The 14,302-nt window shown below is 36.8% G+C and carries 8 protein-coding genes; all 8 read left to right on the top strand.

Going from position 1 to position 14,302, the window contains the following annotated elements; all coding sequences use genetic code 11:
* The first annotated feature begins 146 nt into the window (after positions 1–146).
* On the top strand, positions 147–1,472 hold the full coding sequence (locus DS745_RS06285) for an ABC transporter substrate-binding protein (RefSeq protein WP_129077428.1): 1,326 nt from the start codon (positions 147–149) through the stop codon (positions 1,470–1,472).
* Between the two features lie 69 nt (positions 1,473–1,541).
* Entirely contained in the window at positions 1,542–2,426 is an 885-nt protein-coding gene (locus DS745_RS06280; protein WP_129077427.1) for a carbohydrate ABC transporter permease, read from the top strand.
* 12 nt (positions 2,427–2,438) lie between these two features.
* Entirely contained in the window at positions 2,439–3,269 is an 831-nt protein-coding gene (locus DS745_RS06275) for a carbohydrate ABC transporter permease (RefSeq protein ID WP_196121202.1), read from the top strand.
* Between the two features lie 24 nt (positions 3,270–3,293).
* Positions 3,294–4,628 (top strand): GH1 family beta-glucosidase, encoded by a 1,335-nt coding sequence (locus tag DS745_RS06270; protein WP_129077426.1) that lies wholly within the window; start codon positions 3,294–3,296, stop codon positions 4,626–4,628.
* A gap of 170 nt (positions 4,629–4,798) precedes the next feature.
* Positions 4,799–7,963, top strand: a complete 3,165-nt coding sequence (locus DS745_RS06265) for a hypothetical protein (protein ID WP_129077425.1) — start codon at positions 4,799–4,801, stop codon at positions 7,961–7,963.
* 358 nt (positions 7,964–8,321) lie between these two features.
* Positions 8,322–12,455 carry a carbohydrate binding domain-containing protein gene (locus tag DS745_RS06260; RefSeq protein ID WP_129077424.1) on the top strand — a complete coding sequence of 1,378 codons (4,134 nt, stop codon included), beginning with the start codon at positions 8,322–8,324 and terminating at the stop codon, positions 12,453–12,455.
* A 132-nt stretch (positions 12,456–12,587) separates the two neighbouring features.
* Positions 12,588–13,220, top strand: a complete 633-nt coding sequence (locus tag DS745_RS06255) for a YesL family protein (protein WP_161568189.1) — start codon at positions 12,588–12,590, stop codon at positions 13,218–13,220.
* 68 nt (positions 13,221–13,288) lie between these two features.
* Positions 13,289–14,299, top strand: coding sequence for an L-glyceraldehyde 3-phosphate reductase (mgrA, locus tag DS745_RS06250; protein WP_129077422.1), 1,011 nt, complete (start codon positions 13,289–13,291; stop codon positions 14,297–14,299).
* Positions 14,300–14,302: the final 3 nt, after the last annotated feature.

Genomic DNA, 14,302 nt, shown 5'->3' with positions numbered 1-14,302 from the left:
GTATTCAAAAGAGTTTTTGGCTGAGGTGTAAGTGATTGTTTTTTTACACTTTCCGAAAGCGCTTTGGATAATAAATGGTTTCCAATTTACAAATAAATTAGTATGTGGAAACCCAAACTAAAAAAAACGAATTGGGGGAAAGAAAAATGAAGAAATTATTTTTGTTTTTGTTAGTATCAGTTCTAAGTTTTGCTCTAATCGCTTGTAATTCGGGTGACAGCTCGAGTAATCCAGGTGGTAAACAAAAACTTACTGTATGGTCGTTCACGGATGAACTTCAAGAACCAATTGATGTTTTCATGGAAAGACATGATGTTGAGATTGAGTTAACAATTATTCCAATTGCAGACTATCCAACACGTTTAAGACCAGTACTTGAAAGTGGTTCAGGTGCACCTGATATTTTTACTGGTGAATTAGCTTTTATTAAGGATTGGGTTGAACAAGGGTATTGGGAAAATCTTTCTCAAGCACCTTACAATGTTGAAGAGTTAAAGGGCGACTTTGTTGACTATGTTTTTGATTTAGGTCGTGGCTCTGACGGTAACATTAAAGCGCTGTCATGGCAAACGACACCAGGTGGTATTTTCTATAGAAGAAGTATTGCTAATGAAGTATTAGGTACAGATGACCCTCAAGTAATTGGTGAAAAGTTTAGTACAATGGACGGTTTATTTGCAGTAGGAGAAGAGCTAAAAGCTAAGGGCTATCGCTTATTCCCTGATGAAGGAGCAGTTCGTTGGTTTGCACAAGGAAACAATCCGCAAGCGTGGGTAAATGAAAATAATGAACTTGTTATGTCAGAAGGCCGTATCAATCACTTTGATTATGCAAAGCAATTACGTGAAATGGATTTAACAGCATTTGCACCAGAATGGTCTCCTGCTTGGTTTGCTGCAATGGATGGCCCAATCAACTATAATGCAGGTTGGGACGCAGTAGATACAAATGCTTCGAATGAAGTTGAGGTATTCGCTTATGCTTTACCAACTTGGGGGCTTCATAGTGTTCTTAAGATGAATACAGATGTAACTTCTGGGGATTGGGCAGTTACAAACGGACCGAACCCGTACTTCTGGGGTGGAACATGGTTAGGAATTTACAGTGGTTCAAAAAATAAGGACTTAGCTTGGGAATTCGTAAAAATGATGACACATGATGAAGAATTTTTAACTAACTGGGCTCTAGAAAGCGGAGATGTACTATCTTATCTTCCAGTTACAGAAAAAATTAAAGGTGACTTTAGTGAACCTTTCCTAGGTGGACAAAATAACTACACATTCTTCTTAAATCAAGCTGAAAGTATTAATCCTGGTCTTGTAACAAGATACGATCAACAAATTGATAATTTCTTTGGGAATATGGTTTCAGAATATGTAGATGGTGTGAAAACGAAAGAGGAAGCTATTCAAGAATTTTATAACTTAGTAAGAAACGCTTACCCGCAAATTAAAACACCAGATCAAAAATAAAAAGATGAAAGGGGATAGCAGTTGTTACTATCCCCTTTTATATAAGATCGAAGAAGGAAGGCGCTTATCATGAAAAATAAAAACTATTATGGATATCTGTTTATATTACCTTTCTTTATCGTCTTTGCTACGTTTAGCATATATCCTATTTTACTAACCTTCTATTACAGTTTTACAAATTATTCAGGAATGGGTACACCAGAATTTATTGGTTTAGCTAATTATAAAAGATTAGTCACAGATACCTACTTTCTTCAAGCATTTATCAATACCTGGTATATCTGGGGAATAAACTTTATTTTTCAAATTGGAATTGCGCTTGGATTAGCGGTTTTATTTTCAGACATTCGTTTAAAAATGAAAGGGTTAGGATTTTTTAGAGCGATGTTTTATTTACCTAATTTAATTACGATTGCTTCTGTAGCTTTATTATTCGGAATTTTATTAGGGTGGCATCACGGTACGTTAAATCATCTCTTGTTAGACCTTGGAATTATCTCTAAACCAATCAATTGGTTGAATGATCCTACTACTGCCAGATGGTCAGTTGCTTTAATTGGTGCATGGATGTGGTTTGGTCATACATTTATCGTATTAATGGCAGGTATATCAGGGATTTCTAATGATTATTATGAATCAGCTTTAATAGATGGAGCAAATCGCTTTCAGACGTTTATTAGTATCACGCTGCCATTATTGAAGCCGATCATGTTATACGTATTAATTACTTCTTTAATTGGTGGATTGCAAATTTTTGACTTACCGATGTTAATCACTAATGGTTTAGGTGCTCCACAAGGATCGTTAAACACAATGGTATTGTACTTGTACAACCAAGCATTCCGCTTTAACAATTACGGATATGCTGCAGCGGTGGCATATGGTTTGTTTATTATCACCGTGGTATTCTCATTAATTACTTTCAAAGCAATGTATCGCAAAAGTGTGAACTAGGGGTGAACAACAGTGAGTAAAAGAGGCATCGTAAAAGGTATTCTTTATGCCCTATTAATTATTCTATTAATTATTAGCTTCATACCGTTTTATATGATGATTATTAATGCAACGCGCTCAACAGCGGAAATTCTTCGAAATGGTTTTACGCTGTTGCCAAGCAGATCATTACTTGATAACTATAACGTGCTATTAAGTTATATGGATGTTTGGAAAGGTTTTAGAAATAGTTTATTTATTGCTATCAGTGTTACAGTGTTAAGTTCATATTTTTCTGCATTAACAGCATATGGTTTTGCAGTATATAAGTTTAAAGGCAGTAACGCCTTATTTGTTTCAGTATTAGTACTAATGATGGTGCCAGGTCAATTGGGTTTAATTGGGTTTTATGATTTAGCGAAAACACTAGGAATTCTTGATAGCTATATTCCATTAATTGTTCCTTCTATTGCAGCTCCGTTTACAGTGTTCTTTTTACGGCAGTTTGTAGTATCAACCTTACACCCATCATTACTTGAAGCAGCAAGGATTGATGGAGCAGGTGAGCTTAGAATTTTCCACCAAATTGGTATTCCAATTATGATGCCGGCGATTGCGACAATGGGGATTTTTACTTTCATTGGTTCATGGAATAATTACATTCTCCCACTTGTTGTTCTATTTACACCAAGTAAATATACTTTGCCAGTTATGATGGGGGCTTTAAGAGGTTCACAGGTAGAGTCAAATATTGGCGCTATGTATCTTGGTATTGCCATTTCAGTAGTACCAATTATGATTATGTTTTTATTCTTATCTAAGTACATTATCAGCAGTATTTCAGCAGGATCAGTAAAAGAATAACGACTTATAGAAGAGGTGTCAATTATGTCACAGTTTAAGAAAGAATTTATTTTTGGGACAGCAACTTCGTCCTATCAAATAGAAGGAGCTTATAATGAAGGAGAGCGTTCCCTATCAATTTGGGATACATTTGCTAGAACTCCTGGAAAGGTGATCAATGGTGATACTGGTGATGTTGCTTGTGATCACTACCACCGTTATGTAGACGATGTTCAGCTTATTAAAGAGTTAGGTGTTGATTCTTACCGTCTTTCAATTGCATGGCCAAGAATTTTCCCTCAAGAAGGTGTATATAACGAAGAAGGAATGAATTTTTATAAGTCGTTAATTTCTGAGTTGTTGAAAGCCGGAATAAAGCCAATGGTAACTCTTTATCACTGGGATTTACCGATGTGGGCACATGAGAAAGGTGGCTGGGTGAGTAGAGATTCTGTTTCATGGTTTATTGAATTTGCAGAAAAATGCTTTGAGGAGCTAGATGAATACGTTTATTCATGGATCACTCATAACGAGCCGTGGTGCGCTAGCTTCTTAAGTTATATTCAAGGACATCATGCCCCAGGTCATAAAAACGTTGAAGAGGGTTTAAAAGCAGCACATCACATCCTCTTATCTCATGGAAAAGCGGTGAAACTTTTAAAAGAGAAGTTTCAATCTAATACTCCGGTTGGTATTACATTAAATCTATCGCCAACGTATCCAGCAACTGACTCATTTAATGATCAAGTAGCTAGTAATAACATAGATGGTTATACAAATCGCTGGTTTTTAGATCCGATTTTTAAAGGAAGCTATCCATTAGATATGGTCAACCTTTTCTCAAACTCGGTTCATGATTTTAGCTTTATTAAGACAGGCGATTTGGAGACAATCTCAGTTGAGTGTGATTTCTTTGGAATTAACTACTATAATCGTGCACTTGTTGAATATGACGGAACAAGTAATTTCCTCTTTACTTCTGCTTATTCCGATTATCCTAAAACTGGAATGGGTTGGGATGTTTCTCCAAAAGAGTTTAAAGAATTAATTCACCGTCTAAGACGTGAATATACAGATCTGCCAATTTACATCACTGAAAATGGAGCGGCGTATGACGATGTTTTAGAGGCAGATGGAAGTGTCCACGATAAAGAGAGAACAGACTATGTTGAGAAACACATAAATGCAGTTCGTGAGCTAGATGAAGAAGGCATGAACATGGCCGGCTATTTTCTCTGGTCGCTTTTCGATAATTTTGAGTGGGCATTTGGCTATGAAAAACGATTTGGAATTATTTATGTTGATTTCGAGACACAACAAAGGTATTGGAAAGACAGTGCGAAACGTTACCAACAAATTGTAAAGCAAAGAAGTCTCTAGTTTCCAAAGCGCTTTCGGTGTGGAAAAGTAATGAGGATTAGCGATTTCTGTGATGTTCCGATCCTCGCAGACACACAAACGGACACTTTCTATTATTTAGTCATTTCATTATATTTATTAAGCTAAAGGTACGAAAAGAGCCTTTAAATATCGCAATTTGGAGGACTAACATGTATTCACTTAATGAAAATCAAAGTTTTCAAATACAACAATTTCAACAACGCCCAACATTTTCTAGTTTTTTACCTGGGATTGCTGGTGTAGACGGCATCCCGATGTGGGTATTTTATGTTAATCGTGGTCAAGGGATTGCAAGCTTTGGTGTTCAAGATAAAGATCATGCAATTATGGAGTTTTTACCTGCAGATAAATCGTATCAACTTGTTCAGGTTCAAGGATTTCGAACGTTTATCAAAATCATTGAGGGCAACCAATCGACGTTTTTAGAACCATTCTCGACACATCAAGGGAATCAACTAGAAGTTATGGAGATCTCAGAGAATAAACTTGCCTTAGAATATTTGAATGAAATACATGAAGTAAAAATGAAGGTTGAGTATTTTACTCTTCCACAATCACCAGTAGCAGGTCTCGTTCGTCATGTGACATTTATAAACACTTCTAATAAAGAGAGACGTTTTGAGTTGTTAGATGGATTACCTAGTGTATTCCCGAGTGGCGTACCGAATGCAGCATATAAAGAATTAGGGAATACAATCAAGAGCTGGTTTGATGTCTATAATTTGGAAAACAACATTCCATTCTATAGGTTAAGAGGGAGTATGGAAGACACGGCAGAAGTAAAAGAAGTCCACAAAGGAAACTTCTTTATGAGCCTTATTTCTTACCGTGGCGAGGAAACCTTAGGCAAACCAATTGTTGATCGTGATATCATTTTTGGAACAGATACAACTCTCCAAGCGCCGATAAACTTCCTCAATGAAAGCATTGAAAAGTTAGTTGCAAAAGAAGAACAGACAACAAATAAAGTTTCCGGTGGTTTTACAGCTGTAAACGTTAACCTCGCGCCAAATGAAGAGTTGGAAATATATACAGTCGTAGGTCATGCTAGTAACCTTGCAACGGTCAATTCGTATGTAAAGGAGAAAATAACAATTCCTCGCTTACGAGAAATGCAAGAAATTGCAGCAACGATTACTGACCAAATTACGGCACCGATTAAAGCTAAAACAGGGCAACCGCTTTTTGATGCTTATAGTCGTCAAAGTTATTTAGACAATGGCTTACGTGGGGGATTCCCGTTCGTGTTCGAAAAAGAAGATAAACAAAATTTATACTATCTTTATTCACGTAAGCATGGTGACTTAGAAAGAGATTATAACTTCTTTTCACTTAGTCCTACTTATTATTCTCAAGGAAACGGTAACTACCGCGATATCAACCAGAATCGACGTTGTGATGTCTTTTTTGAGCCAAGAGTAAAGGACTACAATGTAAAAATGTTTATGAACTTAATTCAACTGGATGGATATAATCCACTTGGAGTTAAAGGTGTTAGATTTTCAATTGATCATATATCGTTTGATTTTAGCCCTTATGTAACAAAGGAATTTGAAGAAAAGGTAAGGGAGTTTTTCCATTCTTCTTACACTCCAGGAGAACTTAAACACTTCTTAGAGGGTGAAAAAGTATTGTTGTTGACGTCCTTTGATGAGTTTTTAACGGCTGTATTGAGTGTATCAGATCATTTATTCCAAGCTGAATTTGGCGAAGGATACTGGATGGATCACTGGACATATAACCTTGATTTAATTGAAAGTTATTTAGCAATTTATCCAGATAAAATGGAAGAATTATATTTTAACAAAGATTATCAATACTTTGAAAGCCCAGCTAGAGTTAAGGAACGTGAGGAAAAATACGTTATTAACAATGGGAAATTACGTCAGTACGGTGCCATCTATGAAGATAAACAGAAAGAGCATGAAGCTGCACAAAATAATGGTGTATTGTGGGTGAAAGATAAGCGAGGGCAAGGTGAAGTTTATAAAACGACACTTTATTCTAAGTTATTCCTTCTTGGTCTTGTAAAAACCGCCACATTAGCCCCAATGGGATTAGGCGTTGAGATGGAAGCAGATAAACCTGGTTGGAACGATTCTTTAAATGGTTTACCAGGTATGATTGGTGCTAGTACATCAGAATTATTCGAAGTAAAACGTCTATTTGACATACTTTTAGATGTAGATAGTAAAGAGAAAGTAGCACTTCCGATTGAAGCAGCTGATTTCTTAAACGGCGTCGTAAACGCAATTAAGAAAGTCGAAACTTTAGCGATTAATGAAGACGAGTATTGGCATGAGGTTTCTACACTTAGAGAGAACTACCGTGAGACGATTTATCAAGGCATTAGTGGTGAAGAGTCTATATACACGGTAGATGAAGTGAAAGAAATGAGTCAAATTCTTAAGGCGAGAGTAGAGAAAGGAATTGAGCGAGTTCGTTCTTATAATGGAGAGCTTGTTCCTACGTACTTCTACTTTGAACCAAAGAACCGTTTAGACCAGGGCGTGCCAGCGATCTCAGAGCTAGAGTGGACACCGAAAGCAGTAACGCCGTTTCTTGAGGGCGTCGTTAAATCATTAAAATTGACAGAAGATCAACAAGAAGCGAAAAAGATTTATGAAGCTGTTCGTGCATCTGATATATATGATAACAAGTTAGGTATGTACAAAACGTCAATGTCAATTCAAGAAGAGCCAAATGAACTTGGACGCGCAAACGCCTTTACACCTGGATGGTTAGAAAACGAATCGGTCTTCTTGCATATGGAATATAAGTATTTGTTAGCAACACTTAAGTCAGGATTAGCCAAGGAATTTTACGATGATATGAAAACAGCGTTAATCCCATTCCTAGATCCGAAAGTATATGGAAGAAGTACACTTGAGAATAGCTCGTTCATTGCAAGTAGTGCAAATCCTAATCCTAAGCTACACGGACGTGGCTTTGTATCAAGGTTAAGTGGTTCAACGATTGAATTTATGAATATGTGGTTCGTCATGATGACTGGTGGAAAACCATTTACGTTTGAAAACGAAGAACTTACTGTTCAACTATCTCCAATATTACCAAGCTGGATGTTCACAGAAAATGGTGAAGTTTCATTTACGTTCCTTGGATCTTGCGATATTACGTATGTAAATAGTAAGAAGCTAGACACTTACGGAAGTGACAAAGTCTCACCTACAGAATACGTATTAACCTATAGCAATGGAGAGACCATTATTGTTGAAGGAAGCACAATAAGAGGGGTCCATGCTGAAGATATCAGAAATGGGAAAGTAAGAAAAATGGTTGTTACGTTAAATTAAGTTGCATTAGGTAGGTAGTTATTTTACCTACCTACTACTCTTACATATTTCCGAAAGCGCTTTCGTTCTTTGTTTAAGGCTGTTTTCGCAAAGTTTGTTGCTTTAAAAATACTAAGAATTCACAACTATGTAAGTCAGTATTGCTCTTTTCTTACATAATTTATTGGCTGATATCTTCATCTAGGGTATTTTTCCGATTATTTTAGGGTAAAAAGCCACAATGTTTACGAAAAGAGCCTTGTTTAAACAGCTATGATCCACACTCATATAAGGATTTAGGTAGTTAAGGAGGTGATTTTGTTCGTTATTCTTAACATTGATCTAAAAATTTATTTTTAAATTGGAGGGAAGTCAATTTATGTTGAAGAGGTCAATTAATATTCTATTAGTTTTTCTATTAATTCTTTCTAATTTTAGTATGGTTGTTAATGCGGAGGGTACTTCTGGAGTGAATGAAGATTGGACATTAGTTTGGGAAGATAACTTTGAAGGAGACCAGCTAAATTTAGATAAATGGACAATAGACACTGGTAATGGATTTTATGATGGTGAAACATTTATCCCAGGGTGGGGAAATGAAGAACTACAGTATTACCATGAAGATAATGTGCGTGTGGAAGATGGTAAATTAATTTTAGAGGGTCTAAAGAAATCTCATACAGATCCACGACAAGGCACATTTAATTATACGTCAGGAAAAGTTCACACCCAAGGTAAGTTTAGTCAAAAATACGGTCGGTTTGAAGCGAGAATGTCCCTTCCAGAAGGTCAAGGATATTGGCCAGCATTTTGGATGATGCCGGAAGACGATGTATACGGTGGGTGGGCAGCTTCTGGTGAAATCGATATTATGGAAGCCGCTGGTGGAAGACCAGACCATATTGGTGGAGCAATTCATTATGGTGGACAGTGGCCAAATAATACTTACACTGCAAAAGATTATTACTTCCCTGAAGGTCGTGACATTACTGATATGAATGTTTACGCGGTTGAGTGGGAGCCAGGTGAAATCCGTTGGTATGTCAATGATGTGTTATTTCAAACGTTAAACAATTGGTCAACAACGAGTACTGGGAACCCTGCAAAATACGCATATCCTGCACCTTTTGATCAGGAATTCTACTTAATCTTAAATCTTGCCATTGGTGGTTGGTATGGTGGGAATCCTGATGAAACAACACCATTCCCAGGAGAAATGGTTGTTGATTATGTGAGAGTCTATGAATTAACAGGTAGGGATTACAAAGAACCAGTAGAGCCAGTGTTTGAGCCAGAAGAATTACCTGCTGATGCTAAAGTAGCAGTGGATGGAAATTATGTGTATGACAATAACTATGAAAAGAATTTTACAGTTTTAAGAACGAACGATGATGTCGTAAATAATTGGAACAGTACTTACTGGAACTTCTTAAACTTAGAAGAGTTTAACGGTCTAGGTTCAGTTTCAATTGATACGTTAAACAGCGATAGATTTGCAAAAGTAGAAATCGCCAATGGTGGGAATCAAACGTATTCAATCCAGTTAATTCAGAATGTTACGATAGGTAAAGGTAGATGGTACAAGTTAAGTTTTGATGCAAAGTCGAATACTAACCGAAGTATCAATGTGAAAATTGGTGGTGGGGCAGATCGTGGGTGGACAGCGTATTCCCCAAATATGGATTATCAGCTATCCAACGATATTCAATCGTATGAAATGATCTTCCAAATGCAACATGATACAGATCCACGTGCACGTCTTGAGTTTAACTTAGGTTTGAGTTCAAATCCTGTGTGGATTGGTAATGTAGTAGTTGAAGAGGTAGATGCATTAGATCCTTATAATGAAGAAGCGCCAAAGAAACCTCTAAGAAATGGGAACCATGTTTACAATGGGACATTTGATCAAGGTAGAATGGACCGTATGACGTACTGGAACTTTGAGCTAGACGGTGCAGAAGCAACAGCTTCTGTTGGTCCAGATGCTAGAGAGCTGACTGTTTCAATTATCGACGGTGGTTCTATTGTTAAATCTATTAAACTAGTACAAAAAGGAATAAATCTTCTTCCTACTGATGAATATAAGTTAACGTTTGATGCTAAAGCAGCAGCCGCTAGAAATATTGAAGTAGCATTGCTAAGTAAAGATGGTAGCGTTAATTACTCTAGCAATCTAGTAGTCTCCTTGAATGAGGCTATGGAGTCAAAAGAAGTATCTTTTGTAATGCCAAGTGTAGAAGACACAGAAGGACAACTAGTCTTTTTCTTAGGTGGAAATGATATTGATGTAGTAATTGATAACGTAAAAATGGTTCGCACAACGAATAACAATGCAGGTGTTACAGTTGAGCAAGCATTTCCATTAAAGAACGGTGATTTCTCAAACAAATTAAATCATTGGGATACACACATTCATGGGCTTTATGAGCCATCTTCTGAGGCAACAGTCGATGTTGTAGACGGTGCTTTTAAAGCTAGTATTATTAATACAGGTTGGGAGCCTTGGCATGTCCTATTAATGCAAAATGGGTTGAAAGCTTTAGGAAACCAAACGTATGTAGTAGAGTTTGAAGCTAAATCTACAGTCGATAGAGTTGTAGAAGTAGTATTAGAAAATTCAAGTTATCATCGTTATTTTGCCCAAAAAGTAGAATTAACGAATTCTAAGCAAACATATACGTTTGAATTTGTAATGAATACTGATGATACAGTAGACATGAAATTTCTATTGGGAAAAATTGTCGGTTCTGATGAAATTGGCAGTCATGAAGTCATAATCGATAACGTAAAGTTCGAGGTTATAGGTGAAAGAGAACGATATTTTCCGTTAACGAATGGTGATTTCTCTAATGGAATAGATGGATGGAACAATCACGTTCAAGGTGTTTGGGAAGGACAATCAAAGGCATCTTTTGGTGAAGAAGATGGGAAAGCAAAAATAACTGTTGATCACACTGGAAATGATACTTGGCATGTACAATTTTTCCAAGATAACATTACCCTAGAAGAAGGACTAACATACCTCATTCAATTTGATGGAAGTGCTTCGATGGATAGAAAAATTGAGCTTATTGTTGAAAATGCTAGTTACCACCGTCATTTCTCAGAAGAAATTGCATTAACAACTGAGACAAAAACCTATAAATATCAATTCGATATGAATTCAACTGACGTAACGGCATTAAAATTCTTACTAGGTTCGGTTGGTGGCGTCATAACTGATAGTCACGATATCTTTATTGATAACGTAAGATTAGAAGTTAAAGGTGCTCGTGAAGTTCTAAATGGTAGTCAAGTTGGAGAAGATCCAACTGCCCCAATAGACCCTTTTGATCCAACTGGTAAAGTATGGAGAGAAATTGGAGATAACTTAATCGTTGATGGTACGTTTGAAACGACAACTGAGTTTGGTAACCCAGAAAGCGGTCAACCTTGGTACGTTCACAACCAAGGTGTTTATGAAGATTGGGCAGGTCTTGCTGACTTCTCTGTTGTTGACGGAGTGTTAAATGCAGAAATTAAACAAGTTGGTTGGGCATGGTGGCAAATACAATTATTCCAAGAAGTTCAAGTACCAGCTGGAATTTACAAAATGGCATTTGATATGAAATCAGATCATGAACGTATTGCGAGAGTTGAATTACAAGGAACCGGTATACAAGAATTTACTGTAGGTAGTACGATGAAGACATATGAATCTATCGTTGAAGTTACGAATTCTGGTAAATTAAAATTCATGTTCGGTTTAGGTAGAGAAGGTGCAGATGCAGAATTACCTGTTCCATACACAATCCTAATTGACAACGTAAGATTAGTAGAGGTTGAAGAAGTTGATGTAACAGAACCAGAACCGACGCAACCAGTTCAACCGATAAACCCACCACAACCGGTTCAGCCTACGAAACCGACACTACCAGTTCAACCAGAAAAACCAGCTCCGAAGTTTTTAGACCTTGCTGGTTATGAATGGGCTAAGGAACAAATTCACTTGTTAGTAGCTAAGGGTGTGATAAAGGGAATGGACGATAATACCTTTGGTCCAGCGTCACAATTGACAAGAGCACAATTCACAGCTCTTATTGCCCGTGGATTAGAGCTTCCATTAGAAGACTATAAGGGTGATTTTTCTGATGTTAGTTCGCAATTTTGGGGTGTGAAGGAAATTGAGGCAGCAAAAAAAGCCGGACTAGTCTTTGGACATACCACTGGTAAATTTAATCCAAATGAAAATATTACGAGAGAACAAATGGCGACAATACTAATTCGAACAATTGAGTTAGTTAAGCCAGAATTACTAGAAGGCGTTTCGGGTAGTTTTCCTTATAAGGACTCACAATCTATTTCAGGTTTTGCGATGGAGTATGTGGGCATTGCTACAGCGATTGAGTTACTAAATGGATATGAAGATGTAAAAACTGGGCAAAGAACCTTCAAACCTAAACAAGAGACTAGACGAGTTGAAGGGGCGGTAGTACTGTATCGTTTACTAGAAAAGCTAGAATTAATTAAGTAATCAAATTCTTCATCAAATAGGAGCGACTTTCAATCTTGAAATGAAGGCTCGCTCCTAAATGTGTTATTAGAAATAGTTTCTATCCTAGTTGTAAATATTATCAAGTAGATCGTTTTGAAAAGGATGGTAAAAATGAAGCCGGATGGAATGACAGGAAAGATATATCAGGTCCTGGAATTGTTTATGAAAATAGCTTACCTTAATTTGTTATGGATGTTATTTACACTATTGGGGTTTGGGATCTTTGGAGTTGTACCAGCGTCAGTTGCCTTATTAGCAGTAGTGAGAAAATGGCTGATGAAAGATACTGATATACCAATTTTCACTCTTTACTTTCGTACGTATAAAAATCAATTTATTCAATCGAATATTTTTGGACTGATTTTTGCATTTGCATTTATCATCCTTTATATAAATTATAGCTATCTTTTCGTAGAAAGTGGGCTTTTACAAGTCATTCTTACGATAGGTTTGATTTTGAATAGTATTATTTTTCTGGTTACATTTATTTACTTTTTTCCAGTATACGTTCATTACAATTTAAGATTTCTCGAATATCTTAAGCATTCCTTTCTTATGGGAATGATTAATATTCATTTTGTATTATTACTAAGTTTCATTTTTGTCATTATCTATCATCTCTTTATTTACTTCCCTGTCTACGTAGGGCTATTCTTACCAAGTATGATTGGATTGACGCTTATGTCAATCACGTTAATTTCATTTAATATATTTGAAAAGAAACGAGTCAGATTAGGAAAGTAGTAAAAGTGCTTGGGAAATTTCCGGAAGAGCAAGGAACAGAAGTGTATTCAAATTTTAGGAGGATTAAAATGGTATATAAACCAAACGAACAACGGTACGAATCAATGATTTACAATCGATGTGGTAAGTCTGGGCTTAAACTACCTGCTTTGTCATTAGGATTGTGGCACAACTTTGGTGGAGAAGATGTCTTTGAAAATGGACGTTCTCTTATTAGAAGGGCCTTTGATTTAGGCATTACTCACTTTGATCTAGCAAATAATTACGGTCCACCACCTGGATCAGCAGAAGAAAATTTCGGTAAAATTCTACGTCAAGATTTTGCTGGATTTAGAGATGAAATGATTATTTCCACAAAAGCAGGGTACGGAATGTGGCAAGGGCCATATGGTGAATGGGGATCAAGGAAGTACTTAGTTTCGAGTCTCGATCAAAGTTTAAACAGAATGGGATTGGATTACGTCGATATATTCTATCATCACAGGCCAGATCCCGATACACCTCTTGAAGAAACAATGATGGCGCTAGACCATGTCGTCAAACAAGGGAAAGCTCTTTATGTTGGAATATCTAACTATGGGGTTGAGGAAACGAAACAGGCAATTGATATCTTAAGAAAATTAGGCACACCACTGCTAATTCACCAACCAGCATATTCGATGTTCAATCGCTGGATTGAGGAAGGGTTAACATCACTCCTGCAAGAAGAAGGGACAGGATGTATCGCCTTTGTTCCCCTTGCCCAAGGATTGTTAACAAACCGCTATTTAAATGGTGTTCCAACAGACTCTCGAGCCTCTAAGGCTAGTGTTTTTCTAAATAGGGAAGATATCACCGAAGAAGTCATTCAAAAAGTACAGAAATTAAACGTATTAGCACAACAACGTGATCAGTCTCTTGCGCAAATGGCGATCGCATGGGTGCTCCGTGAGCAAAAGGTTACTTCATGTTTAATTGGAGCTAGTAAAGTCAGCCAACTTGAAGAGAATGTAACTGCCCTTAATAACCTTGATTTCAGTTCAGAAGAGCTAAATATAATTGATCAAATATTAATAGGTGCAGATAGATTAGCTGATTAATCA

The organism is Anaerobacillus alkaliphilus, from assembly GCF_004116265.1.
GTDB classification, from domain to species: Bacteria; Bacillota; Bacilli; order Bacillales; family Anaerobacillaceae; genus Anaerobacillus; species Anaerobacillus alkaliphilus.
Note: the sequence above shows the minus strand (reverse complement) of the source record. Positions and strands in the feature narration are given on the sequence as shown.

Excerpts from the sequence above, each read along its gene's own strand:
- DS745_RS06285 (WP_129077428.1), top strand. The coding sequence starts at position 147 with ATGAAGAAATTATTTTTGTTTTTGTTAGTATCAGTTCTAAGTTTTGCT.
- DS745_RS06280 (WP_129077427.1), top strand. The coding sequence starts at position 1,542 with ATGAAAAATAAAAACTATTATGGATATCTGTTTATATTACCTTTCTTT.
- DS745_RS06270 (WP_129077426.1), top strand. The coding sequence starts at position 3,294 with ATGTCACAGTTTAAGAAAGAATTTATTTTTGGGACAGCAACTTCGTCC.
- DS745_RS06265 (WP_129077425.1), top strand. The coding sequence starts at position 4,799 with ATGTATTCACTTAATGAAAATCAAAGTTTTCAAATACAACAATTTCAA.
- DS745_RS06260 (WP_129077424.1), top strand. The coding sequence starts at position 8,322 with ATGTTGAAGAGGTCAATTAATATTCTATTAGTTTTTCTATTAATTCTT.
- DS745_RS06255 (WP_161568189.1), top strand. The coding sequence starts at position 12,588 with ATGAAGCCGGATGGAATGACAGGAAAGATATATCAGGTCCTGGAATTG.
- mgrA (WP_129077422.1), top strand. The coding sequence starts at position 13,289 with ATGGTATATAAACCAAACGAACAACGGTACGAATCAATGATTTACAAT.